This is a genomic window from Siccibacter colletis, assembly GCF_025914095.1.
Lineage (GTDB): Bacteria > Pseudomonadota > Gammaproteobacteria > Enterobacterales > Enterobacteriaceae > Siccibacter > Siccibacter colletis.
In genome coordinates this window covers 3,442,935-3,467,879 of the sequence record NZ_CP074352.1, presented here as the reverse complement: position 1 = coordinate 3,467,879, position 24,945 = coordinate 3,442,935, and the positions used below count along the sequence as shown (strand labels likewise).

Genomic DNA, 24,945 nt, shown 5'->3' with positions numbered 1-24,945 from the left:
AGCTGACAAATACAGGGAAGGACGCTATGCCCAAAGGACGAAAAAGCACCGCGGTAATCATCAGTCAGATCCCATTAGTACAAAGTGGATTGCAAAATATCATTCACGATTATTTCCCGGAAACGGCTATTAATTTCCTGCATTACAGCCATGAATTAAATCCGCTGCAGTTTCGTCAGGCGGATTATATCATCGCCGATCTGTGTGCAGAATCCGGCAATGCCCGTCAGGCCTGCCGTCACTACTATTCACTGCTGACTGCCCATGCCACACGCTGCATCTTTTTTGTTCCCCCTGAATGCTATCCCATTGCCGTTGAGTTACTGATGCGCCCGGGCTGTACGCTGCTGTCGCGCGTGGAGCCAATTGAGAACATCATCAAAGCCATACGCAACGGCGATGAAGCGCCGGAGCTGATCAGTAAAACCCTCGCTTCACCGCTCTGGCAGGCCAGCATGAACGCCACCCATCGTCAGGTGAAGCTGACAATTTCAGAACGGCAGGTGCTGCGCCTGCTAGGTAAAGGCTGGTGTATCAACCAGATAGCGGTAATGCTGAAGAAAAGCAATAAGACCATCAGCGCGCAGAAAAATAGCGCGATGCGCAGGCTGGCGCTGCGCAGCAATGCGGAAATGTTTGCCTGGATTAACAGCGCCGAAGGCATGAAGATGCTCAGCCTGATGCCGGTGCCAAAGGATACGGCACCCGGGGTGGGGGCGTAATCAACGGCACAGGCGCGGTAATGTGCCGTAATCATATCGTCAGGCGGGGCGGCAGCGGTTACTGGCAGACGTCAATCCAGCTGGCCTGGGTTAGCGAGGCCATACGCTCCGGGGAGATACGTACCGCGCTGTGGATGGCACCTGCAGCCGGTAGCACTTCCTGATACTGTTTTAGCGACACGTCACAGTAAACCTTCAACGGATTTTCCAGTCCGAACGGGCAGACGCCGCCGACCGGGTGCCCGGTCCAGGTGACCACCTCATCGCAGCTCAACATGCGCGCTTTGGCACCAAATACCGTTTTAAGCTTCTTGTTATCAAGGCGGGCGTCGCCTTTAGCAACCACCAGAACAATGTCGTTCTTCACCTTCAGCGACAGCGTTTTCGCAATCTGCCCCGGCTCTACGTTGTGCGCGCTAGCGGCAAGCGCAACCGTAGCCGTACTCTGGTTCAACTCGATAATGTCGATATCGGGGGCGTGCTCGGCAAAAAACTGGCGTACAGATTCCAGACTCATTTCTTTCTCCAGGCTGATTCTGTGCTAAATCTGGCACAGCGTGACGCGCGCTGTAAACTTCTTCATGCATTCCTGGCCCGACGGGCTTTTTCTGGATCTCCTTCACAATCACAGAAACCGGTTACTGTAACCGGTTGCAGTGTCTCAGGCGCAGCATAATACTGAACCCGTAACCTCCTACCCAATAATAAGAGTCGTCTATGAAGCGTATCCTGTTGTGCTGTGCCGCTGGCAGGTTTGCCAGCGTGGGCGTGAACACACTAAGGCCGAAGGTGAAAACGTATGCGCGTCACGTTAATACGTCTGAACGCCGTCCGGTTATCACGTCAGCTTTTCTCTCTCACGGCTGTATATCAGCGCGACGACATATTTCCAGTCCAGCAGATACCGATATTACGCCGGCAAAAACGGCGATCGCCTTTGCGGCGTTGCCAGCTGGTAATAATAAAATGACGCACAGCGAAAATAATGTCGCCGGCGTCCCGCAATTCGTCGCCTGACAGGAGAGTCATTATGTCTGCCAATCATGCTGCATTTAATGTTATTTTCCGTTTCGTTGAAAATTACGTCAGTCCGGTTGCAGGGCGTATTTCCGCTCAGCGTCACGTGATGGCGATCCGCGACGGGTTTATTTCCGCGATGCCATTTATGATCGTTGGCTCCTTTTTACTGGTATTTGCCTACCCGCCGTTTTCACCCACCACCACCTGGGGATTTGCCCGCGCCTGGCTCGATCTGGCGAAACAGTTTGAAGGACAGATACTCACGCCGTTTGATATGACGATGGGGATCATGTCGATCTATATCTGTGCGGCTATCGCGTATAACCTCGGCAAGCATTATGTGAAATCCCACGCGCTCGATCCCTTTATGTGCGCCATGCTGTCGTTGATGGCCTTTATGCTGGTGGCGGCACCGAAAACCAACGGCGCGCTGCCGGTGGACAGTCTTGGCGGCACCGGAATCTTCACGGCGATCCTGGTGGCTATCTACTGCGTTGAGATGATGCGTTTCCTGAAGGCGCATAACATCGGGATCCGCTTGCCGGATGAAGTCCCGCCGATGATCAAGAACTCCTTCGATCTATTGATCCCGGTGCTGGTGGTGGTTCTGACGCTCTATCCGCTCAGCCTGCTGATCCAGTCTCAGTTCGATATGCTGATCCCGCAGGCCATTATGGCGATCTTCAAACCACTGGTCTCTGCGGCTGATTCGCTGCCGGCCATTCTGCTGGCGGTGCTGATCGGTCACCTGCTGTGGTTCGCCGGCATTCACGGCGCGGCGATTGTCTCAGGCATGCTGCAGATGTTCTGGTTGACCAACCTCGGGGCAAACCAGAGCGCGCTGGCGCAGGGCGCACCGCTGCCGCATATCTTTATGGAAGCGTTCTGGACCTTCTTTATTGTGGTAGGCGGCTCGGGGGCGACGATGGGGCTGGTGCTCTGCTATTTGCGCAGCCGCTCGGCACATCTGCGCTCAATTGGGCGGTTGAGCGTGGTGCCCAGCATTTTCAATATCAACGAGCCGGTGATTTTCGGGACGCCTATCGTGATGAACCCGGTGTTCTTTATTCCGTTCCTGTTAGCACCGATGGTCAATGCGGTGCTCGCCTGGGGGGTAATGAAGCTGGATCTGATAGGCCGGGTCATTTCCGTGGTGCCCTGGACCGCCCCGGCGCCGGTTGGTGCGGCATGGGCGCTGGGCTGGGATTTCCGCGCTGCACTGCTGGTGGTAGTGCTGGCGGTGGTCTCGGCGGTGATCTACTTCCCGTTCTTTAAAGTGTATGAGAAGCAGCTGCTGGCGCAGGAGGCGGCGGAAGCGGAAAAAGCCGCAGCAGAGGAACAGCAGGTGGCGTAACGCTCCGGCGTTTCAGGCATAAAAAACCACCCTGCGGGGTGGTTTTTTACGGGGGGTGACACGCTATTTCAGCGTGCAGTCGCCGCACTGGACGACGTCCGGCAGGCGATAGCGCTGACAACAGGTACGACGCACCAGTAGCCCATCGCGCAGCACTACCGTGCGGTAGAGCGGGTTATCATCGCCATTCAGCAGCTGTTTTTCAAAGAAGCAGGTATGGCGCAGCGCGTCAGCGGTTTCGTCGCCGATTACCGCTTTCATCTCGCCGAGGAACCAGTTGATCAGATAGCCGGTGTTGCTCCAGATAAGCTTACCGTTGATATCGCCGGAGGCCTCCAGCGCAGCGATAACAGGCGCAATGCCGTCGGTCACCAGTTTCTCAACCCGCTCGCGGGGCGTCAGCGGCGTGGCATCGCGATCTTCATGCACATCAATCCAGAAGCAGGCTGCGCGGCCGGTTTCATGAAATTCGACGTGAAAGTGTTCCGGGGCCACATCCAGTGCCTGGCTCTGCGTTAACAGCGCCAGCAGCACCGGCGGCACCATCAGACCGATATACCACTGCGCCCAGAGCGATTTCAGCGGCTTGTTCTCCCGCGAGAGGGTCGGCTGATTACGGTAGATATGGTCGGAGTAGCTGGCCATCAGGCTGGTCAGCGTGGCCGGGCGCGACCACTGGGACAGCGTCAGCGCATCACGCGGCGACGGTTCATCCAGCTTGATGATGTCGTTGAAGTAGGGACGCTGCGCGGTAAACAGCTCGCGTAAGATCGTGGATAGCCCGGGCTGCGGGGCGACAATACCCGGCTGCCAGACGAGGTTATCAACGATCTGAGTTATGCGATAAGCCATAGCGCAACGTTAGCGGTAATCTAAATGATAATGATTGCCAATCCTAACTATAGAGGTTATCGATAGCAAGTAAATTCCGTGCGCATGTGAGTTAACCGCCGGAAAACGTCAGGCGGCTTTGACGTCGTCGCTGGTGAGGATGTGGTTGCGGCCCCGATGTTTTGCGCTGTAGAGCGCGCGGTCTGCTTTTTCCAGCGCGGCCTCAATGCCTTCTTCGGTCAGCGGGGCGAGACCAATACTCACCGTGACATGCGTCGCCACGCTGTGATTAAACATATGCGGAATGCGCAAATCGTACACCCGCTGGCGGATACGCTCGGCGGCGTCCCGGGCCAGCTCTGGCGTGGTGCTGGTAATAATGACCAGAAACTCTTCTCCACCGTAGCGGACGACAATATCCCGGGATCGCACCGCATCGCGAATGGCGGCGGAGACGCGGATCAACGCCTGATCGCCCATCATATGGCCGTAATGGTCGTTATAGGCTTTGAAGTGATCGATATCCAGCAGCAGCAGATGATGGCCTTTGCTGCCGGAGGCGAGCAGGGTGTCGAATCGGGCATCGAAGCCGCGGCGGTTATACAGGCCGGTCAGCGGGTCAAGCATGCTCAGATCGTTCAGCCTGGCTTTCTCCTGGATGAGCTGCGCCATTAAGCCCTGAGCAAAGCTGTCGTTGCGGGTCTGAATGCGATGCTGAATAGCGATACCCGCCACAGGAACAATGAGCGAATAGAGCACTTGCAACCAGTGCTCGCCGCGGTCAATCCACATCACCGTGCAGAACACCGGCAGGCTATGTAACGCAAAGGCGCTGAGATGATGAGTAAAAGCAATGGCGCCAATAAACAGCACGCTTAACAGGGCGATCATTATATAGCTGGAGTGAAAATCCGGAACCACACCGCTTTTATTCGCAATATGCCAGGCCCACAGCGAACCAAACAGAAAGGCAATAATGCGAATATCGATTTTTGCTTTTTTATTTAATCCGTTAACAACCAGCAGGGCGCTACTCAGCAAGCCAATCAGCAGAATGGGTGGGGCGACATAATGCACGTGATACAGCGGACTGATCATACTGAAAGTGGCAGAGAGCGCGTTGAGGATCAGAAACAGACGCAGCGACAGACGGTATTTCTCGTGCGTCAGGGAATGCCAGGAACTCAGGGTCATAAATATCGTTACTTACCAGCAGGATAATATTGTGTGAGTGATACCAATAAGAAAATAACGCCAATAATAGTGCGCGTATTACGCACCAAAAAATTCAGAAGAATATATTTTGGCGCTCAATCTAACACCGCCTGAAATCCCTGTCATCCGCTATGCGCAAACTTTAGCCAATAGTCTGATAACAATAACTTGATAATGAGAAAATTTATCATATGATATTGGTTATCATTATCGTTGTGAAAGGGCGTGCCATGTTGCAGAGAACGCTTGAAAGTGGATGGGGAGTGTTGTTGCCGGCATCGCTGGTGGCCGCGCTGGCGCTGGGCGATCTGACGTTTGCGCAGTGGCGCGTGGTAGTGGTGCTGGGTTTGCTGGCGACGGCGGGGATGCTGTATCACAAGCGGCTGCGCCACTATGTGTTGTTGCCGTCATGCATCGCGTTTGCCAGCGCCATGATGCTGGCGATCATGAAGATAGCGCCATGATGACGATAAAAATCACTGGGATAAACGTTTGAAAGCTCAACAGGGATAAAACAGAGGAACTACCGGAAGGTTACTTTAAGAAAACCACTTTAGAAGTGGTGCGAGGGGAGGGACTTGAACCCTCACGTCCGTTAGGACACTAACACCTGAAGCTAGCGCGTCTACCAATTCCGCCACCGTCGCATTTCTTTTTTCTGATATCGTCATCGCATTGGTGCGAGGGGAGGGACTTGAACCCTCACGTCCGTTAAGACACTAACACCTGAAGCTAGCGCGTCTACCAATTCCGCCACCGTCGCCCGGTGCGAGAGATATCTTGTGGTCTTTTGGTGCGAGGGGAGGGACTTGAACCCTCACGTCCGTTAGGACACTAACACCTGAAGCTAGCGCGTCTACCAATTCCGCCACCGTCGCATACCAGCAATACATAAGAAGTATTGCAACCACGGAGGCGCATTCTAGATGTTTTCTGATGCACGTCAACAGTTAATTTAACGCCGCTTTTCTGACTGCTTTAAAAAGCGGCGTTTCGGTTCACGCGCTTAGCGTTTTGCCTTACGGCCCATTACTGCACGGTACACTTTGAAGCGGCCGGTTTGCGCCATCACTTCGTGATTGCCGAAGGCCTCGTCGAGCACCTGCGGATAAGGCAGGAAGGCGTTGGCCACGATGCGCAGCTCGCCGCCGATATTCAGATGACGCACCGCACCGCGGATTAGGGTTTGCGCAGCGTCAAGGCTGGTCTGCATCCCGTCGTGGAACGGCGGGTTAGAGATGATCATATCGAAGCGCCCGGTGATATCCGAGAACACATCGCTGGCAAGCACCTCGCCTTCGATACCGTTCGCGGCAAGCGTGGCGCGGCTCGCTTCCACCGCTGCGGCGCTGACGTCGCACAGGGTGAGACGCACTTTCGGCGAGTGGCTGGCAAGGGTCACGGAGAGCACGCCGGCACCGCAGCCGACGTCCAGCACTTTGCCTTTGGTGTGCGGCGTTAAGGTGGAGAGCAGCAGTTGGCTACCGACATCCAGCCCGTCGCGGCTGAACACGCCCGGCAGGGTTTTGATGGTCAGACCGTCGTGCTGGTACTCGCCCCAGGCGCCATCCGCATTGAATGCTGGCTTCGTCTCAAGACGTCCATGATAGAGGCCACAGCGGCGCGCGCTGTCGATCTTATTCATCGGCGCGTACTGTTCCAGCATCTGCTCGGCGCTGCGCACGCCGCTGCGGTTCTCGCCAACCACGAAAATATCGCAGCCGATCGGCAGCAGGGAGAGCAGGTTGGTCAGCTGGAACAGCGCTTCCGGCTTGTTTTTCGGCCAGTAATAAATGAGCGTGTCGCTGTCACCCACTGCGGCGGCATCCGCGACCAGGCTATAACTGGCGCGCTCGCCCATCTGGCGGCTGAGAACCTGCCAGTGATGGTACTGCTGCGTATGAACGCGGCTGGCGGCGGTATCCAGTCGGGCGGGCAGGTCGTCCTGCAGATCGCCGGCAAACAGAATGCGGCTCGCTTCGAAATCATCACTGTGGCGCAGCAGAACTTCACTCGCCGGGGTAAAAGCAGACATGAAAACACTCCTTCTCAATCAGGCCGCGGATTATAACCTGTTCAGCACGTCCCTGCAGCGCTCTTCGCACCGCAATCGCCGCCGGGAGGCATTGATGGCGCGTAAAGCGCGGATTTGCTATATTTGCGCCCCTGTTAAATGAGAGGGTTTCGCGATGACATCCCGACGCGACTGGCAGCTTCAACAGCTGGGTATCACGCAGTGGGCGCTGCGCCGTCCTGCCGTGTTGCAGGGGGAAATCGCCATCACGTTGCCGGCCCATATTCGTCTGGTGATGGTGGCAGATGCACCGCCGCCGCTGACCGAGCCGCTGTTGCAGGATATTCTGCGCGCGATGACCTTAAGCCCGGATCAGGTGTTGCAGCTCACGCCCGAACGCGCGGCGATGCTGCCCGAGGATGACGACCGCCGCTGTGCCACCTGGTGTCTTGGGGTCGACGACGCCCCGGTACTGCACGGTGCGCAGCTTCTGTCACCCACCTTTACTGACCTTCAGCACAGCGCGCCGGCCCGGGCTGCGCTATGGCGACAAATTTGCGAACATGAACACGATTTCCTTACTCACCCCGAGTGACCTGGCTGCGGCCTTCGCCATTGAACAACGCAGCCATGCGTTTCCGTGGAGTGAAAAGACCTTCGCCAGCAACCAGGGCGATCGCTATCTCAATCTGGGGCTGAACGTAGATGGCACGCTGGCGGCGTTTGCTATCACGCAGGTGGTGCTGGATGAGGCGACGCTGTTTAACATCGCGGTTGACCCGGCTTACCAGCGCCGCGGTTTCGGGCGGGAACTGCTTGAGCACCTGATTCAGACGCTGGAGCAGCGTGATGTGTTCACGCTCTGGCTGGAAGTGCGAGCCTCCAACGCACCCGCCATCGCGCTGTATGAAAGCCTGGGCTTTAACGAGGCGACGATTCGCCGCAATTACTATCCCACTGCCAGCGGACGTGAAGACGCCATCGTGATGGCGCTGCCGCTGGGGTGAAATCATAAAAAAGGTGATGTAATGAACTGGGACTGGATTCTGTTTGATGCTGACGAAACGCTGTTTACCTTTGACGCTTTTGGCGGCTTACAGCGGATGTTTCTGGACTACAGCGTGACCTTCACCGCTGAGGATTATCAGGATTACCAGGCGGTGAATAAGCCGCTGTGGGTTGATTACCAGAACGGCACCATCAACGCGCTCCAGCTTCAGCATCAGCGTTTTCAGGGCTGGGCCGACAGGCTCAACGTCGGTGCCAGCGACCTCAACAGCGCCTTTTTAAATGCGATGGCGGAGATCTGCGCCCCGCTGCCCGGCGCCCGCTCGCTGCTCGACATGCTGCACGGCAAGGTAAAGCTCGGCATCATCACCAACGGCTTTACCGCGCTGCAACAAATCCGCCTGGAGCGCACCGGTTTTCGCGACTACTTCGACCTGCTGGTCATTTCTGAAGAGGTAGGGGCCGCCAAGCCGGATCGCAGAGTGTTTGATTACGCGCTGGAAAAAATGGGCAATCCATCGCGCGACCGCGTGCTGATGGTGGGCGACACCGCAGAGTCTGATATTCTGGGCGGCATGAATGCCGGGTTTGCTACCTGCTGGCTTAACCCGCATGGTCGCGAACTGCCGCCGGGCATTGCCCCGACCTGGCAAGTCACCTCGTTAAGCGAACTGGAGCAGCGCCTGTGTAAACATTGATTGTCTGCCAATAGCTCTTGAGTACAATAGCCGCAAATTTCGAATCACCCGTCGCGCGGGGCTGCCCGCGCGCAGACACAGAAGATCAAAATCATGACGTTGTCTCCTTATGTACAAGAGGTGGCCAAACGCCGCACGTTTGCCATTATCTCGCACCCCGATGCCGGTAAAACCACCATCACTGAAAAAGTGTTGCTGTTCGGACAGGCTATTCAGACTGCCGGTACGGTAAAAGGCCGCGGCTCCAGCCAGCATGCGAAATCCGACTGGATGGAGATGGAAAAGCAGCGTGGTATCTCGATTACCACCTCGGTGATGCAGTTCCCGTATAAAGAAAGCCTGGTGAACCTGCTTGATACCCCGGGGCACGAAGACTTCTCGGAAGATACCTACCGTACCCTGACCGCGGTCGACTGCTGCCTGATGGTCATCGACGCCGCGAAAGGGGTTGAGGATCGTACCCGCAAGCTGATGGAAGTTACCCGTCTGCGCGATACGCCGATCCTGACCTTCATGAACAAACTTGACCGCGATATCCGCGACCCGATGGAGCTGCTGGATGAAGTGGAGAGCGAGCTGAAAATCGCCTGCGCCCCCATCACCTGGCCGATTGGCTGCGGCAAGCTGTTTAAAGGTGTTTACCACCTGTATAAAGACGAAACCTACCTCTACCAGACCGGTAAAGGTCACACCATTCAGGAAGTGCGTATCGTCAAAGGGCTGAATAACCCGGAGCTGGATGCCGCCGTGGGCGAAGAGCTGGCAGCCCAGCTGCGCGACGAGCTGGAGCTGGTGCAGGGTGCCTCACACGAGTTCGACAAGGAACTGTTCCTGAGCGGCGAAATCACCCCGGTGTTCTTCGGAACCGCGCTGGGCAACTTCGGCGTTGACCACATGCTGGACGGTCTCGTGGAGTGGGCGCCTGCGCCGATGCCGCGTAAAACCGATACCCGTGAAGTGAAAGCCGAGGAAGATAAGTTCAGCGGCTTCGTGTTTAAAATCCAGGCCAACATGGATCCGAAACACCGCGACCGCGTTGCGTTCATGCGCGTGGTGTCCGGGCGCTACGAGAAAGGCATGAAGCTGCGTCAGGTGCGCACCGGTAAAGATGTCGTCATCTCTGACGCCCTGACCTTTATGGCGGGCGACCGCGCCCACGTTGAAGAAGCGTATCCGGGCGACATCATCGGCCTGCACAATCACGGCACCATTCAGATCGGCGACACCTTTACCCAGGGTGAAACCATGAAGTTCACCGGTATTCCGAACTTCGCGCCAGAGCTGTTCCGCCGCATCCGCCTGCGCGATCCGCTGAAGCAAAAACAGCTGCTTAAAGGGCTGGTACAGCTTTCAGAAGAGGGCGCGGTGCAGGTGTTCCGCCCGATCGCTAATAACGATCTGATTGTTGGTGCGGTCGGTGTGCTGCAATTTGACGTGGTAGTGGCGCGTCTGAAGAGCGAATACAACGTGGAAGCGATTTACGAATCGGTTAACGTCTCGACCGCGCGCTGGGTTGAGTGCAACGACGTGAAGAAGTTTGAAGAGTTCAAACGTAAGAACGAAGTGCAGCTGGCGCTGGATGGTGGAGATAACCTGGCTTACATCGCGCCGACGATGGTCAACCTGAACCTCACCCAGGAACGTTATCCTGACGTGCAGTTCCGCAAAACCCGCGAGCATTAATCCTTAAACAGGGCGCGCCAGCAGGCGCGTCCTGCCTCATTTTCCCTGATTTCCCTGTCATATTAGTCCCTTGCGGATTCCTCTTAATTTCCCGCTTTTTGCGCGTTGTTGGTGTTTTTTCCACCAGCTTTCCAGGCGTTTTTATCATTGTGATCTATATTTAACACTGTGATGACATGTTGAGTGGTCATAAACACCAGCAATGAACTCAATCGCGGATGTAAATCCAAAAGTTTAGCGTCATTGCAAAATTTAACACTGACTTAATTCGACACACCGGTGGGAAGCGGTAACCCGGTCTTCATCAGAAGACAACGGTAAAGGCCACGTTAGCGTGACTGACAGCCGCCTTGGTGTGACGAAAAGCTCAAATTATGAGCAAACCAAAAAGGAATAAATCGATGAATAAGACTAAGATTTCTAAAACTCTGCTGGCGGTAATGTTGGGCTCTGTAATGGCTGGTTCTTCAGCGTTTGCTGAAAGCACGACTACAGATAAAGCGCACGCTACGGCAGACAGCGCAGGGCAAAAAATCGATAACTCTGTAGATAAAGTCGGTAACTTCATGGATGACAGCGGTATTACCGCAAAAGTTAAAGCCGCGCTGGTAGATGACGAAACCGTTAAAAGCACCGATATCTCGGTTAAAACCGACGATAAAGTCGTTACGCTGAGTGGTTTTGTTGAGAGCCAGGCGCAGGCAGAAAAAGCCGTTTCCATCGCGAAGAACGTTGAGGGTGTCTCCTCCGTGAGCGATAAGCTGCATGTCCGCGACAGCAAAGAGCAGTCGGTAAAAGGCTATGCAGGTGACGCGGCTACCACCAGCGAAATCAAAGCCAAGCTGCTGGCTGATGACATCGTGCCGTCCCGTATGATCAAAGTTGAAACAACCGACAACGTTGTTCAGCTCTCCGGTACCGTAGAAAACCAGGCGCAGTCTGAGCGGGCCGAATCCATCGCGAAAGCCATTGATGGCGTGAAAAGCGTGAAAAACGATCTGAAAGTTAAGAAGTAACTATCGAACCCCTCAGCCCGGGCGTTGCCCGGGCGAGACGGTAAGCATTACCACCAATAAATCGCCAGTGAGCTACCTGAGCGCTCACTACAGAGCAATTTGCTTAACACTATGGTAAAGGAGAGTCATATGTTTCGTTGGGGCATTATTTTTCTCGTCGTTGCACTGATCGCAGCCGCACTGGGCTTTGGTGGCCTTGCAGGTACCGCAGCCGGCGCTGCTAAAATTGTCTTCGTGGTCGGGATTATCCTGTTCCTGGTCAGCCTGTTCATGGGCCGTCGTCGCCCCTGACATGTCGGAATAAGCAATTATCCGCCCGGAAAGCCAGTCTCGTGACTGGCTTTTTGGGTTTCTGCGTCCGGGAAATTGTTGTACCTTTGAATAAAATCCGATGAAGTGCGTTACGGCTTCATCTTATAACAACAAAAAACAGGAATTCAGGGTGGGACAGCGCATACCCGTTACGCTCGGCAACATCGCGCCGCTGGCGTTAAAACCGTTCCGTCCCGGTACTCTCGCGCTGGTTTGTGAAGGCGGAGGGCAGCGAGGCATCTTTACCGCCGGCGTACTGGACGAGTTCATGCGCGCCGAATTCAACCCGTTCGATCTCTTCTACGGCACCTCCGCCGGAGCGCAGAATCTCTCGGCCTACGTCTGTAACCAGCCGGGTTACGCCCGTCGGGTCATCACGCGCTATACCACATCAAAAGAGTTCTTTAACCCGGTGCGCTTTGTGCGCGGCGGCAACCTTATCGATCTCGACTGGCTTACCGAGGCAACCGCTGCGGCCATGCCGCTGGCGATGGATAACGCCGCGCGCCTGTTCGATAAGGGAAAAAACTTCTACATGTGCGCCTGTCGCAGCGACGACTACTCGCCGGGCTACTTCGCGCCGCAGAGCACCGACTGGCTCGACATCATTCGCGCCTCCAGCGCGATACCGGGTTTCTACCGCAGCGGCGTTTCACTTAACGGCATCAACTACCTCGACGGCGGCGTCAGCGATGCGATCCCGGTCCAGGAAGCGGCGCGGCAGGGTGCCACCACGCTGGTAGTGATCCGCACCGTGCCGTCGCAGATGTACTACACGCCGCAGTGGTTCAAACGCATGGAGCGCTGGATGACCGACAGCAGCCTGCAGCCGCTGTTAAATCTGGTGCAGCATCATGAAACCAGCTACCACGCCATTCAGCAGTTCATTGAGAAACCGCCGGGCAAGCTGCGCATCTTCGAGATCTACCCGCCGAAGCCGCTGGCCAGCATGGCGCTTGGCAGCCGTATTCCCACGCTGCTGGAGGACTACAAAACCGGGCGGCTGTGCGGGCGTTACTTCCTTGCAACAGTAGGTAAGCTGCTGACGGCGACACCGCCGGTTACCCGGCACATTACGCCGGTGGCAACTCCCATCGCACCGGCACCTACGCTGGTGGTACCGCCGGCGACCGTGGCGAATGACGCGACGGTCACGCCGCTTGTTGAGGCGCCCGAAGCCAATGATGCGGCATTTACCGATGAGGACAGCGCGTGACATATCGCTTTATCGACACCCACTGCCACTTCGACTTTCCGCCGTTTACCGGAGATGAAGCCGCAAGCATTGCACGGGCGGCGGAAGCGGGGATCGCGCAGATCATCGTCCCGGCGATCGAAGCGGATCGCTTTGCTACCGTGCTGGATCTGGTGCGGCGCTTCAGCGCACTGCGCGGCGCATTGGGCCTGCATCCGATCGTGATCCATCGCCATAACGACGCCTCGCTGGCACGGCTGGAACAGTTTCTCCAGCAGCGGCATCCGCAGATCGTCGCCATCGGCGAAATCGGCCTCGATCTCTATATGGACAACCCGATGTTTGAGCATCAGGAAGCGATGCTCGACGCACAGCTCAGGCTGGCAAAGCAGTATCAGTTGCCGGTGATCCTGCACTCGCGCCGCACCCATGACAAACTGGCGATGCACCTCAAGCGCCACGCGCTGCCGCGGACCGGGGTCGTACACGGCTTTGCCGGTAGCCTGCAGCAGGCGCAGCGGTTTATCGATCTGGGGTATTACATCGGCGTTGGCGGCACCATTACCTATCCGCGCGCCAGCAAAACCCGGGATGTGATGGCGCAGCTCCCGCTCGATGCGCTGCTGCTGGAAACCGACGCACCGGACATGCCGCTCAACGGCTATCAGGGTCAGCCCAACCGCCCCGAACGCGCCGCCCTGGTTTTCGACGTACTTTGTGAGCTGCGCCCGGAGCCGCCAGAGGTCATTGCCGACGCGCTGTTTGCCAACACGCAGCGCCTGTTTGCGCTCGCGCCGCGTTAATTTTCCCGCCTGTTAAACGTCGTACATCTTTCGTCGCTATGCTTGCCGCTCCGACGAGCCGTTTTGCGCTGTGCCAGAATGTTATTTTTATAACATGCGCGGGCAGGCAGCCACATTACCCGAGCCGGGCAGGCAGGCATGACGCGCACGGTAAATAGCGTTGTTTTGTTATTTTAATCACATATACTGGCTTCATTGTTGCACTGTTGCTTCAAAATTATGTGAAACGACACGCAAAATAAGCCGGGTAATGCGTGTTATAATTTTAACATTGCCTGCGATGACTGGCGGTGAGATGGATCTCAGCGTGCTGGCAGCGATGCCACTCTTCTTCATGGAACCACGACCGCCTCACCGTGTTGCGTTTCTCGCCGCAAGCCACTTTATTTCCTGGAGAAGACGATGACCGATTTAACCAAAAGCAGCCTGCGTGCCCTGCAGCTGATGGACCTCACCACCCTGAACGACGATGACACCAACGAAAAAGTCATCGCCCTGTGCCACCAGGCGAAAACGGCTGTGGGTAACACTGCTGCCATCTGCATCTATCCACGCTTTATTCCCATTGCGCGTAAGACACTGAACGAACAGGGCACGCCGGATATCCGCATCGCTACCGTTACTAACTTCCCGCACGGTAACGACGATATCGCCATCGCGCTGGCAGAAACCCGCGCCGCCATTGCCTACGGTGCAGACGAAGTTGACGTAGTGTTCCCGTACCGTGCGCTGATCGCCGGCAATGAGCAGGTCGGTTTCGATCTGGTGAAAGTGTGTAAAGACGCCTGTGCCGATGCCGGCGTGCTGCTGAAAGTGATTATCGAAACCGGCGAGCTGAAAGAAGAAGCGCTGATTCGCAAAGCCTCTGCTATCGCTATCAAAGCTGGCGCTGATTTTATCAAAACCTCCACCGGGAAAGTGCCGGTCAACGCCACGCCGGAAAGCGCACGCATCATGCTGGAAGTGATCCGCGATATGGGCGTGGAGAAAAACGTTGGCTTCAAACCGGCCGGTGGCGTGCGCACTGCGGAAGACGCGGCGCAGTACCTGGCGATAGCCGACGATCTGTTTGGCGCTGACTGGGCCGATGCCCGTCACTACCGCTTCGGCGCGTCCAGCCTGCTCGCAAGCCTGCTGAAAGCGCTCGGTCACGGCGACGGCAAAAGCGCCAGCAGCTACTGATCTCTTTGCGGCGGGCAACCGCCGCCTCTTACCTGATCTCTCCCGGGGGTTACTGTGTTCCTCGCTCAAGAAATTATTCGTAAAAAACGTGATGGTCATGCGCTCAGTGAAGAAGAGATCCGCTTCTTCATCAACGGCATTCGCGACAACACCGTCTCTGAAGGGCAGATCGCCGCGCTGGCGATGACCATTTTCTTCCACGACATGATCATGCCAGAGCGCGTGGCGCTCACCATGGCGATGCGCGATTCCGGCACCGTGCTGGACTGGAAAAGTCTCAACCTGAACGGCCCGATCGTGGATAAACACTCCACCGGCGGCGTGGGTGATGTGACCTCGCTGATGCTTGGCCCGATGGTCGCGGCGTGCGGCGGTTATATCCCGATGATCTCCGGGCGCGGCCTCGGTCATACCGGCGGTACGCTCGATAAGCTGGAAGCCATTCCGGGCTTCGATATCTTCCCGGATGACAATCGATTCCGCGAAATTATTAAAGACGTGGGCGTGGCGATCATCGGCCAGACCAGCTCGCTGGCCCCGGCAGACAAACGCTTCTACGCCACCCGCGATATCACCGCGACCGTCGATTCCATTCCGCTGATCACCGCCTCTATTCTGGCTAAAAAGCTGGCCGAAGGGCTGGATGCGCTGGTGATGGACGTCAAAGTGGGCAGCGGTGCGTTTATGCCGACGTTTGAGCTGTCTCAGGAGCTGGCCCAGGCCATCGTCGGCGTCGCCAACGGTGCGGGCGTGCGTACCACCGCGCTGCTGACGGACATGAACCAGGTGCTGGCCTCCAGTGCCGGGAATGCCGTGGAAGTGCGTGAAGCGGTGCAATTCCTCACCGGGGAATACCGCAATCCACGCCTGCTTGAAGTGACGATGGCGCTGTGCGTGGAGATGCTGATCTCCGGCAAACTGGCTCGTGACGAGGCCGATGCGCGCAGGCAGCTGCAAGCGGTGCTGGATAACGGCAAGGCCGCAGAGGTGTTTGGCCGCATGGTTGCCGCGCAGAAAGGCCCGGTCGATTTCATTGAAAATTACGACCGCTACCTGCCAACGGCGACGCTCACCAAAGCGGTATACGCCGATCGTGCCGGGTATGTGAGCGAAATGGATACCCGCGCGCTGGGCATGGCGGTGGTATCAATGGGTGGTGGTCGCCGTCAGGCATCCGACACCATCGATTACAGCGTTGGTTTCACCGAAATGGCCCGTCTGGGCGAAAAAGTGGACAGTGAACGTCCGCTGGCGGTGATCCACGCGAAAAGCGAAGCCAGCTGGCAGGACGCGGCGCTGGCCGTGAAGGCCGCGATTCAGGTGGCAGAAAATGCGCCCGAAGAGACACCGGTTGTCTATCGCAGAATCAGCCAATAAATGGCATACTGATCTGATCACTCTTTTATGTTAACTCCGACCAGAACACGTTGCCGTTAGCGGTAAATCACGCAACGTGCGCCGGGACGAGTTTCACAGCGCAATACGTACGGAGAAACTATGAAACGTGCATTTATTATGGTGCTGGACTCTTTCGGAATCGGGGCGTCTGAAGACGCCGAGCGCTTTGGCGATGCCGGTTCTGACACCCTGGGTCACATTGCGGAAGCCTGTGCTAAAGGCGAAGCCGATAAAGGCCGCAGCGGCCCGCTCAACCTGCCGAACCTGACGAAACTCGGTCTGGCGAAGGCGCACGAAGGCGCAACCGGGTCTATCCCGGCCGGTATGGACGCGAACGCGGAAATTACCGGGGCATACGCCTGGGCGCATGAGCTCTCTTCCGGGAAAGACACCCCGTCAGGTCACTGGGAAATCGCCGGCGTACCGGTTCTGTTCGACTGGGGTTACTTCACCGACACCGAGAACAGCTTCCCGCAAGAACTGCTGGATAAACTGGTCGAGCGCGCCGGGCTGCCGGGTTACCTCGGTAACTGCCACTCTTCCGGCACCGTGATCCTCGACCAGCTCGGCGAAGAGCACATGAAAACCGGCAAGCCGATTTTCTATACCTCTGCCGACTCGGTGTTCCAGATTGCCTGTCATGAAGAGACCTTTGGCCTCGACCGCCTTTACGAGCTGTGCGAAATCGCCCGTGAAGAGCTGACCGAAGGCGGCTACAACATTGGCCGCGTAATTGCGCGTCCGTTTGTTGGCGACAAAGCGGGCAGCTTCGAGCGTACCGGTAACCGTCACGACCTCGCGGTTGAGCCGCCGTCACCGACCATCCTGAAAAAGCTGGTGGATGAGAAGGACGGTCAGGTGGTGTCCGTGGGTAAAATTGCCGATATCTATGCCAACGTCGGCATCACTAAAAAAGTGAAAGCCACCGGGCTGGATGCGCTGTTTGACGCCACCATCAAAGAGATGAAAGCGGCGGGCGATAAAACCATCGTCTTCACCAACTTCGTTGATTTTGACTCCGCCTGGGGTCACCGTCGCGACGTTGCCGGTTATGCGGGCGGCCTTGAGCTGTTCGACCGCCGTATGCCGGAACTGCTGGAGCTGGTGGGCGAAGATGACATCATCATTTTCACCGCCGACCACGGCTGCGACCCGACCTGGAAAGGCACCGACCATACCCGCGAGCATATTCCGGTACTGGTGTACGGCCCGAAAGTGAAGCCTGGCTCGCTGGGCCACCGCGACACCTTTGCCGACATCGGCCAGACCATTGCGAAATACTTTGGTCTGAGTGAGATGGACTACGGCAAACCGCTGTTCTGATTTTAAAATAACTACCGCTCAGGCCAGCAGTTACGCTGGCCTGACCTTGCTTTAAGGAATAATAAATACAATGGCTACTCCTCACATTAATGCAGAAATGGGTGATTTCGCTGACGTCGTGCTGATGCCGGGCGACCCGCTGCGCGCGAAACACATCGCAGAAACCTTCCTCGAAGACGTGCGCGAAGTGAACAACGTGCGCGGTATGCTGGGCTATACCGGTACCTATAAAGGCCGCAAAATCTCGGTAATGGGTCACGGTATGGGCATCCCGTCCTGCTCCATCTATACCAAAGAGCTGATCACCGATTTCGGCGTGAAGAAAATCATCCGTGTTGGCTCCTGCGGCGCGGTACGCGCTGACGTGGAACTGCGTGACGTGGTGATTGGTATGGGTGCCTGCACCGATTCCAAAGTTAACCGTCTGCGCTTCAAGGATCATGACTTTGCCGCCATCGCCGATTTCGACATGGTGCGCAACGCGGTTGATGCCGCGAAAGCGCTGGGCGTTGACGCGCGCGTGGGCAACATCTTCTCTGCCGACCTGTTCTACACCCCGGACCCGTCCATGTTCGACGTGATGGAAAAATACGGCATCCTGGGTGTGGAAATGGAAGCCGCGGGTATCTACGGCGTGGCCGCAGAATTCGGTGCTAAGGCGCTGACCATTTGCACCGTGTCCGACCATATCCGTACCCACGAGCAGACCACTGCTGCTGAGCGTCAGACCACGTTCAACGACATGATCAAAATCGCACTGGAATCCGTTCTGCTGGGCGATAAAGAGTAATAGCTGTTACGCCGCGCTTACGCCATCCGGAGTAAGCGCGGCGGTATTTCACGCCTTCCTTCGCTGCTGATATTCTCCTCGTAAACTTCTCCATCTCATTAAATTCACTAAATAAATAATCAATAACCCACGCCCTATTCCTGGTTTTTCGCGACCCTTATCCGGCTTGATAAAAATCAATCGCGACGCCGGGGCGATGGCCGAAACTCGCTCCTTTTTCACGGAAGAAGTGTGAGCATGAGTAAAGAAACGACTACGCCACTGGCGATAACCCGTCGGCGCTTCCTGCAAAGCAGCTCCGCGTTAGGGGTGCTTCCCTTTGTGTCGCTCAGGCCGCCGGGGCGGATACCCCATCCTCCGGCACTGTAGCCCCGGTCGCAGAAGAACAGGTGGTCGCCACCTGCAGCACCTTCGACTGCGGCGGTAAATGCGATATTCGCGCCCACGTCAGTGAGGGTGTAGTAACGCGTATCAGCACCCGTCCTGATGAGGCGCTTGATCCGGAGATGCCGGTGATGCGCGCCTGCGTCCGAGGCCGCGGCTACCGCCAGTTTGTCTATCATCCGGATCGCCTTAAGTACCCGATGAAGCGCGTCGGTAAACGCGGCGAGGGAAAATTCGAGCGCATCAGCTGGGATGAAGCCACAACGCTTATTGCGGACAACCTGAAACGGATCACCGCGACCTATGGCCCGGCATCGCGCTACGTCCACGTCGGCACCGCGGTGTCCGGCGGCGCGTTCTCTGGCGATAAGATGGTACGCCGCCTGTTGAATCTCAACGGCGGCTATCTGGAGAGCTATCACTCCGTCAGCATGGGCAATACCGCCGCCGCCACGCCCTATACCTACGGCGTCGCCGCCAGTGGCAGCTCGCTGGATACGCTGGCCGAGACGCGCCTGGTGATCCTCTGGGGGCATAACCCGAACGAAACTATCTTCGGGCATACCAACCACTACTTTCAGCAGATGAAGCGCAACGGCACACGCTTTGTGGTGGTTGATCCACGCTATTCGGATACCGCCGCGTCGCTGGCCGACCAGTGGATACCGCTGCTGCCCACCACCGATAATGCCCTGATGGACGCGATGATGTACGTCATCATCACAGAGAACCTGCACGATAAAGACTTTATCGCGCGCTATACCCTCGGCTTTGATGAGCAGAGCATGCCAGCGGGCGTGCCGGAAAATGAGTCGCTCGTTGCCTGGCTTACCGGCAAAAAAGATGGCGTGGCGAAGACCCCGGAGTGGGCGGAAAAGATCACCCACGTACCGGCGCAAACCATTCGCCAGCTGGCCCGCGACTATGCCACCACCAAACCCGCCGCGCTGATTCAGGGCTGGGGGCCGCAACGCCATGACTGCGGTGAGCGCACTGCCCGTGGTTCGACGCTGCTGGCGACCATTACCGGCAACGTTGGCGTGAAGGGCGGCTGGGCCGCTGGCTACGGCGGTATCGGCAACCGTAAATTCACCACCGGCCCGGAGATGCCAGACAATCCGGTGAAAGAAAAGATTTCGGTGATGAACTGGGTGCAGGCGGCGGATGACGCTGCGCAGGTTACACCGGAACAGGGGCTGACCGGTGGCGACAAACTCAACAGTAATATCCGGCTGCTGTTTTCGCTGGCGGGGAACTATCTCGCTAACCAGAACCCGGATCTGCATCAGGCGGTGAAGGTGCTGGAGGACACGTCAAAAATCGAGTTTATCGTAGTGAGCGATCTCTACCTGACCCCGAGCGCGAAGTATGCCGACCTGCTGCTGCCGGAAACCAGTTTTCTGGAGCGCTGGAATATCGGCGAAACCTGGGGCACCGGTAACTACCTGATGCTTTCAGAAAAACTGATCGAGCCTGAGTTTGAGCGGCGCTCTGACTACGACTGGTTGTGCGAGGTTGCGCACAAGCTTGGTCTCGGTGAAGCGTTCAGCCAGGGGCGCAGCGAACAGCAGTGGATCGAACACATCTGGGAACAAACCCGTCAGGCGCTACCGGAGGAGAAGCTGCCGGACTTCGCCACCCTGCGCCAGCAGCGGCATCATGTCTTCAAAAGCGCGCCTTACGTGGCGTTCGAAGAGAACATTCGCGATCCGCAAAACCATCCGTTCCCGACGCCATCCGGCAAGATCGAGATCTTTTCGCAGCGCCTGTATGACATGCAGCACCCCGAGATCCCGGCGCTGTCGCACTACGTTCCCGCTCATGAAGGCCCGGAGGATGCGCTGCGCCAGAAATACCCGCTGCAGCTCATCACCTGGAAAGGGAAGAATCGCGCCAACTCCACGCAGTACGCCAATCCGTGGCTGCAGGAGGTCCAGCAGCAAAAACTGTGGATCAATCCGCTTGATGCCGATCGCCGTGGGGTGGTGCAGGGCGATACGGTGCGCATCCATAACGACCGCGGCGTGTGTCAGGTTGTGGTCGAGGTGACGCCGCGCATTATTCCGGGCGTGGTGGCGATGCAGGCGGGAGCCTGGTGGCAGCCGGACGCGCAGGGTGTCGACCGCGGCGGCTGCGCCAACGTGCTGAGTTCGGCGCGCATCACCGCGCTGGCGAAAGGGAATTCACATCAAACCATGCTGGTGGAGGTAACAAAGCATGAGTCAGTTTAAGGAGTACGCCCCCGTCAGCCCGGTGCAGCTGGGGTTTTATATCGACAGCGCGCGTTGTTCGGGCTGCAAAGCCTGTCAGGTGGCCTGCAAAGATAAAAATAATCTCGAACCGGGCCGCCGCTTTCGTCGCGTGTATGAAGTGAATGGTGGAGGATTTATTCCCACCGGGCAGGGCGGCATGCTCAACGACGTGTACGCCTACACGCTCTCCATCTCCTGCAACCACTGCGACGATCCGGCCTGTACGAAAAACTGCCCGACCACCGCGATGCATAAGCGGCCGGGCGACGGCATCGTGCGGGTTAACACCGACCGGTGCGTGGGCTGCGGCTACTGCGCCTGGTCCTGTCCCTACGGCGCGCCGCAGTTCAATCCGCAGACCGGGCAGATGTCGAAGTGTGATTTCTGTATCGACTTACAGGCGCGGGGTGAAAAACCGGTTTGCGTGGCGACCTGTCCGCTGGGTGCCATTCACTTCGGCCCGATCGATGAGCTACGTAAGGTTTTTGGTACACAAAGTGAGGTGAAGGGCTTACCGGATGCCGCCATTACCCGGCCAAACCTGATTGTAAAACCACACCAGGGTGCCCAGCGCGAGGAGAAGCATCATGCATGAGATACCGCTTCTGATGTTTACCCTGCTGATGCAGATGTCGGTGGGGTTAACGCTGTTTATCTCCCTCGCCCTGCTGTTGCTCAGTGGTGAAGAGACGGCGAAAACAACCCGGCTTATGATTGTCCCGCTGCTGGTGGGATGCGTCAGCGCCGGGGTGGGGCTGATCTGCTCCATGCTGCATCTTGGCTATCCGCTTAACGCTCTGAATGCGCTTCGCCACTTCGCCAGCTCCTGGCTGAGCCGCGAGATCATTTTTGCCGGTGCTTATCTGGCGATGCTCGGTGCAGCCACGCTGCTGGCACTGCTTAAACATGTGCTGTGGCGCTGGCTGATGCCGTTCGCGCTTGCGCTGGGGCTTATCGATATCTTCTGTATGAGCGCCATCTACGCCCACTCCGGGGTAATGACCTGGACGCACTACACCACCTGGCTGCTGTTTTTTGGTTCGGTCGGGGTGACGGGCGCGGTAGCGCAAAGCTGGCTGGTTGCTCATCCGCAGGAGCAGGCGGTACGAAGCACGCTCCTGTGGAGCGGAGCAATAACGGCGCTGGTGGCGCTGGCAGTGCGCGCTCTGTTCCAGCCGTTTTATCTGGAGTATCTGGCGCAGATGAGCCTCAGCGATGTCGTGACCTTTCCACATCAGCCGCTGCGGGCCTGGTGTGCACTGGCGGCGGTTCGTACTCTCGCCTGGCTGTTGGCTTTCGTCGGCGCGGCGCTGCTGGTGATTAACGCCCGCTACCAAAAACGGGTGACGCTCATCTGTGCCGCCGTGGCGTTAGTGCTGAGCGAAGTGCTGTTCCGCTACGTCTTCTTCAGCATCGGCTGATGAAGCTGTTCCCCCTCGCACGCCTCTCCGTGTCACCCGGCACAGGGGAGGCGTGCCTGCGTAAACACCTGCCGTCCCATCCCTGCGATGCATGCGCCAGCGTATGCCCGGTTGAGGCTATAACGCTGATGCCGGGCGCTATCCAGCTTGACGCGACGCGCTGCCTGCACTGTGGGCGCTGCCTGTTTAGCTGCCCGGTCGATGCGCTGGAAGGTCTCCCCGCGCCAGAACGTTATCTCAGGGACGGCGCGCTGGTTGCACCGCTTGCCGCGCTAGCACCTGCGGTGGATGAGCTGCTGATGTGGCACCGGGAAAAGGGTGTGCGGGTCGTGGAAATGGTAATAGATGAACACCCCGGTTGGGTGCTGGCAGTGGCGGCGCTAAACCTGAAGCTGGCGGACCTTGGCGAACCGGGCTGGTCCATTGTGCCGCCCGCGACGCAGCACAATGTCAGACGTCGCTGGCTGCGATTGCCGGAGCGCGTCTCGCTACCGACAAGCGTTTCACCCGGGAGGCGGGCGAGACGGCGCATCTTTGCCGAACATGCCGAATTTCAACCCGTCATCGCTCAGGCAGCCTGTACGCTTTGTGGTGCCTGCGCTCGCATCTGCACCGAATCCGCGCTGCGCTTTACGGCAGACCGGCTCGAAATACGGCCCGAGCGCTGCACCGGTTGTCAGAGTTGCAGGGTGGTTTGCGTACCGGGTGCCATCTCGCTTGAACCTGGGCAAGCCGTCGCGCCCCGTTACGCTGCTTTTTATCATGCTCACTGCCGGATCTGTCAGCAGCCCTTTCGCGCCTGGCAGGCGGACGCTACCACATGCCCGCTGTGCCAGCGGCATCGCTACGGTATGCGGGAAGCGTAGATCATAACGCGCGAATTTAGTGTCAAGTATCTATTCATAATTAGCGCCATTTTTATATTTCTTGTTTTATATATCAGAGAAATAGCGCTATAAATCTATTCAGGTATCTATTCACGAATCTATTCATATGAGCGCATTGACTGACCTTCTGCTTGCCGGGCCACGTTCCGGTCCCGATATACGCGGCTTGCTTGGGATTAGCCAGGCGACTTTTTCACGCCTGGTGAACGACGAACCGCAGATCGTCTCATTCGGTAAAGCCCGCGCTACGCGCTATGCGCTGCTGCGCCCGGTCCGCGGAACAGCGGCGTTCCCTCTGTGGCAGATAGATGAACGCGGGACCGTCTGGCCGTTTGGTACGCTCTGGCCGTGTTGGCCGCAGGGAAGTTGTCTGGTTGCCCTGAAAAACGGGCTGTGGCAATGGTTCGATGGTTTACCCTGGTATTTAACCGACCTGCGTCCACAAGGTTTCCTGGGGCGGGCATGGGGCAAAAAACTGGCTGCTCGCGCTGCGCTGCCGGACGATATCCGGCTATGGCAGGAAGAAGAGGTGCTGCTGGCGCTAAGCATGACCGACGGCGAACATCCGGGCGGCTGGTTAATCGGCGATAAAGCGTATCAGCGCTGGCTTCATGCAGAACGAAACCAGCCGATCCCGCAGCAGGATAAACCCGCACGCTACGCCCTGTTGGCTCAGGAAGCGCTGGCGGGAGAAATTGTTGGCTCATCAGCGGGCGGAGAGCAGCCCAAATTTTCCTGCTATGCCATGACCGATTCTGGTCCAGCGCAAGTGCTGGTGAAATTTACTGCCCCGCAGCGGAATGCGGTAAGCCAGCGCTGGGCCGATCTGCTCTGCGCCGAAGCTATTGCGCTGGATGTGCTGCGGAACGACGGGATCGCAGCGAGTGAGGCGCGCTGGTTCACTCATCCTGACGGGCAGGCGTTTCTGGAGGTCCGGCGTTTTGACTGTGAAGGGGAAGAGGGAAGACGCTCTATCGTCTCGCTGGAATCACTGCAGAGCGAATTTGTTGCCGGCGCTGGTCACTGGCCGGTAGTGGTGAAACAGCTGGCTGCGCAAAAACGGGTAGAGGCGCAGACGGTCGAATGTGTTGATGTTTGCTGGGCATTCGGACGACTCATTGGCAATACCGATATGCATGCCGGGAATCTCTCCTTTTTCCTGTCTGATTTCCCGGTCCAGGTTACGCCGGTATATGACATGCTGCCAATGGCGTGGGCGCCCAACAGGGCGGGCGGCATGCGTGAGAACGCGATTGATGTAGTACCGGAGACGGTAGTCGCCCGTATGCACTGGTCGCGCGCGCTGATGCTGGCGGAACGATTCTGGCAGCGCGTCGAAGGCGAGCCGCGCATCAGCGAGGCATTTCGTATCATTGCGCGGGAGATGCAGGGCAAGCTGCATCAGGCTGCTGGCCTTATCGCACGAATGGCGTAAGG

The 24,945-nt window shown here is 57.4% G+C and carries 24 protein-coding genes, 3 tRNA genes and 1 pseudogene; 21 read left to right on the top strand and 7 right to left on the bottom strand.

What is annotated here, in order from left to right; genetic code table 11:
* The first annotated feature begins 26 nt into the window (after nt 1–26).
* Nucleotides 27–722 carry a helix-turn-helix transcriptional regulator gene (locus KFZ77_RS16650; protein ID WP_264384829.1) on the top strand — a complete coding sequence of 232 codons (696 nt, stop codon included), beginning with the start codon at nt 27–29 and terminating at the stop codon, nt 720–722.
* 58 nt (nt 723–780) lie between these two features.
* On the opposite strand, the gene KFZ77_RS16645 is transcribed toward KFZ77_RS16650, so the two are convergent.
* On the bottom strand, nt 781–1,239 hold the full coding sequence (locus KFZ77_RS16645; RefSeq protein WP_264384828.1) for a YbaK/EbsC family protein: 459 nt from the start codon (nt 1,237–1,239) through the stop codon (nt 781–783).
* Nucleotides 1,240–1,439: 200 nt separating this feature from the next.
* On the opposite strand from KFZ77_RS16645, the gene KFZ77_RS16640 reads away from it, so the two are divergent.
* Both KFZ77_RS16640 and KFZ77_RS16635 read left to right on the top strand, forming a co-directional pair.
* Nucleotides 1,440–1,739: a hypothetical protein gene (locus tag KFZ77_RS16640; RefSeq protein ID WP_264384827.1), complete on the top strand. Its 300-nt coding sequence runs from the start codon at nt 1,440–1,442 to the stop codon at nt 1,737–1,739.
* 13 nt (nt 1,740–1,752) lie between these two features.
* Nucleotides 1,753–3,096 (top strand): PTS sugar transporter subunit IIC, encoded by a 1,344-nt coding sequence (locus KFZ77_RS16635; protein ID WP_264384826.1) that lies wholly within the window; start codon nt 1,753–1,755, stop codon nt 3,094–3,096.
* Between the two features lie 63 nt (nt 3,097–3,159).
* Here the strand turns inward: KFZ77_RS16635 and fhuF are convergent, their stop codons facing one another.
* Both fhuF and KFZ77_RS16625 read right to left on the bottom strand, forming a co-directional pair.
* Nucleotides 3,160–3,948 (bottom strand): siderophore-iron reductase FhuF, encoded by a 789-nt coding sequence (gene fhuF / locus KFZ77_RS16630; protein WP_031519554.1) that lies wholly within the window; start codon nt 3,946–3,948, stop codon nt 3,160–3,162.
* Between the two features lie 108 nt (nt 3,949–4,056).
* Nucleotides 4,057–5,121 (bottom strand): GGDEF domain-containing protein, encoded by a 1,065-nt coding sequence (locus KFZ77_RS16625; RefSeq protein ID WP_264384825.1) that lies wholly within the window; start codon nt 5,119–5,121, stop codon nt 4,057–4,059.
* Nucleotides 5,122–5,333: 212 nt separating this feature from the next.
* On the opposite strand from KFZ77_RS16625, the gene KFZ77_RS16620 reads away from it, so the two are divergent.
* Nucleotides 5,334–5,606 carry a DUF1435 domain-containing protein gene (locus KFZ77_RS16620; RefSeq protein WP_264384824.1) on the top strand — a complete coding sequence of 91 codons (273 nt, stop codon included), beginning with the start codon at nt 5,334–5,336 and terminating at the stop codon, nt 5,604–5,606.
* A gap of 96 nt (nt 5,607–5,702) precedes the next feature.
* Here KFZ77_RS16620 and KFZ77_RS16615 read toward each other — a convergent pair.
* The 4 genes from KFZ77_RS16615 to rsmC all read right to left on the bottom strand — a co-directional run bounded on the left by KFZ77_RS16615 (nt 5,703) and on the right by rsmC (nt 7,177).
* Nucleotides 5,703–5,789, bottom strand: a tRNA-Leu gene (locus KFZ77_RS16615).
* A 29-nt stretch (nt 5,790–5,818) separates the two neighbouring features.
* A tRNA-Leu gene (locus tag KFZ77_RS16610) sits at nt 5,819–5,905 on the bottom strand.
* Nucleotides 5,906–5,933: 28 nt separating this feature from the next.
* Nucleotides 5,934–6,020 (bottom strand) — tRNA-Leu (locus KFZ77_RS16605).
* 128 nt (nt 6,021–6,148) lie between these two features.
* On the bottom strand, nt 6,149–7,177 hold the full coding sequence (rsmC, locus tag KFZ77_RS16600) for a 16S rRNA (guanine(1207)-N(2))-methyltransferase RsmC (RefSeq protein ID WP_264384823.1): 1,029 nt from the start codon (nt 7,175–7,177) through the stop codon (nt 6,149–6,151).
* A gap of 154 nt (nt 7,178–7,331) precedes the next feature.
* Here rsmC and KFZ77_RS16595 point away from each other — a divergent pair, with 154 nt between their 5' ends.
* The 17 genes and pseudogenes from KFZ77_RS16595 (at nt 7,332) to yjjJ (ending at nt 24,943) form a co-directional block, all read left to right on the top strand.
* On the top strand, nt 7,332–7,751 hold the full coding sequence (locus tag KFZ77_RS16595; RefSeq protein ID WP_264384822.1) for a DNA polymerase III subunit psi: 420 nt from the start codon (nt 7,332–7,334) through the stop codon (nt 7,749–7,751).
* Nucleotides 7,720–8,163 carry a ribosomal protein S18-alanine N-acetyltransferase gene (gene rimI / locus KFZ77_RS16590; protein ID WP_031519564.1) on the top strand — a complete coding sequence of 148 codons (444 nt, stop codon included), beginning with the start codon at nt 7,720–7,722 and terminating at the stop codon, nt 8,161–8,163. Before KFZ77_RS16595 ends, rimI begins: the two co-directional genes overlap by 32 nt.
* A 21-nt stretch (nt 8,164–8,184) precedes the next feature.
* Nucleotides 8,185–8,862, top strand: coding sequence for a pyrimidine 5'-nucleotidase (yjjG, locus tag KFZ77_RS16585; protein WP_264384821.1), 678 nt, complete (start codon nt 8,185–8,187; stop codon nt 8,860–8,862).
* 93 nt (nt 8,863–8,955) lie between these two features.
* Nucleotides 8,956–10,545: a peptide chain release factor 3 gene (gene prfC / locus KFZ77_RS16580; protein WP_031519567.1), complete on the top strand. Its 1,590-nt coding sequence runs from the start codon at nt 8,956–8,958 to the stop codon at nt 10,543–10,545.
* Between the two features lie 374 nt (nt 10,546–10,919).
* A complete protein-coding gene (gene osmY / locus KFZ77_RS16575) occupies nt 10,920–11,561 on the top strand; it encodes a molecular chaperone OsmY (protein ID WP_319640958.1) in 642 nt (213 codons plus the stop codon).
* A gap of 129 nt (nt 11,562–11,690) precedes the next feature.
* Nucleotides 11,691–11,852: a DUF1328 domain-containing protein gene (locus KFZ77_RS16570; protein ID WP_072001955.1), complete on the top strand. Its 162-nt coding sequence runs from the start codon at nt 11,691–11,693 to the stop codon at nt 11,850–11,852.
* Nucleotides 11,853–12,003: 151 nt separating this feature from the next.
* Nucleotides 12,004–13,089, top strand: a complete 1,086-nt coding sequence (locus KFZ77_RS16565; RefSeq protein WP_264384820.1) for a patatin-like phospholipase family protein — start codon at nt 12,004–12,006, stop codon at nt 13,087–13,089.
* On the top strand, nt 13,086–13,871 hold the full coding sequence (locus KFZ77_RS16560) for a TatD family hydrolase (protein WP_264384819.1): 786 nt from the start codon (nt 13,086–13,088) through the stop codon (nt 13,869–13,871). The genes KFZ77_RS16565 and KFZ77_RS16560 overlap by 4 nt, the downstream gene beginning before the upstream one ends.
* A 402-nt stretch (nt 13,872–14,273) precedes the next feature.
* Nucleotides 14,274–15,053, top strand: a complete 780-nt coding sequence (gene deoC, locus KFZ77_RS16555; protein ID WP_031519574.1) for a deoxyribose-phosphate aldolase — start codon at nt 14,274–14,276, stop codon at nt 15,051–15,053.
* Nucleotides 15,054–15,107: 54 nt separating this feature from the next.
* Nucleotides 15,108–16,430 carry a thymidine phosphorylase gene (gene deoA, locus KFZ77_RS16550; RefSeq protein WP_264384818.1) on the top strand — a complete coding sequence of 441 codons (1,323 nt, stop codon included), beginning with the start codon at nt 15,108–15,110 and terminating at the stop codon, nt 16,428–16,430.
* A 120-nt stretch (nt 16,431–16,550) separates the two neighbouring features.
* The gene (deoB, locus tag KFZ77_RS16545) at nt 16,551–17,774 is read left to right on the top strand and encodes a phosphopentomutase (RefSeq protein ID WP_264384817.1); all 1,224 of its coding nucleotides are present in this window, start codon (nt 16,551–16,553) and stop codon (nt 17,772–17,774) included.
* A gap of 70 nt (nt 17,775–17,844) precedes the next feature.
* Complete coding sequence (deoD, locus tag KFZ77_RS16540; protein ID WP_264384816.1) at nt 17,845–18,564, top strand: purine-nucleoside phosphorylase; 720 nt, start codon at nt 17,845–17,847, stop codon at nt 18,562–18,564.
* A 237-nt stretch (nt 18,565–18,801) separates the two neighbouring features.
* Nucleotides 18,802–21,179 (top strand): annotated as a pseudogene (locus tag KFZ77_RS16535) (DMSO/selenate family reductase complex A subunit).
* Complete coding sequence (locus tag KFZ77_RS16530) at nt 21,166–21,795, top strand: DMSO/selenate family reductase complex B subunit (protein ID WP_264384815.1); 630 nt, start codon at nt 21,166–21,168, stop codon at nt 21,793–21,795. The pseudogene KFZ77_RS16535 and the gene KFZ77_RS16530 overlap by 14 nt, the downstream one beginning before the upstream one ends.
* Nucleotides 21,788–22,621, top strand: a complete 834-nt coding sequence (locus KFZ77_RS16525) for a dimethyl sulfoxide reductase anchor subunit family protein (RefSeq protein WP_264384814.1) — start codon at nt 21,788–21,790, stop codon at nt 22,619–22,621. The genes KFZ77_RS16530 and KFZ77_RS16525 overlap by 8 nt, the downstream gene beginning before the upstream one ends.
* On the top strand, nt 22,621–23,487 hold the full coding sequence (locus tag KFZ77_RS16520; RefSeq protein ID WP_264384813.1) for a 4Fe-4S binding protein: 867 nt from the start codon (nt 22,621–22,623) through the stop codon (nt 23,485–23,487). The genes KFZ77_RS16525 and KFZ77_RS16520 overlap by 1 nt, the downstream gene beginning before the upstream one ends.
* Nucleotides 23,488–23,614: 127 nt before the next feature.
* The gene (gene yjjJ / locus KFZ77_RS16515) at nt 23,615–24,943 is read left to right on the top strand and encodes a type II toxin-antitoxin system HipA family toxin YjjJ (protein WP_264384812.1); all 1,329 of its coding nucleotides are present in this window, start codon (nt 23,615–23,617) and stop codon (nt 24,941–24,943) included.
* The last annotated feature ends 2 nt before the right edge of the window (nt 24,944–24,945 follow it).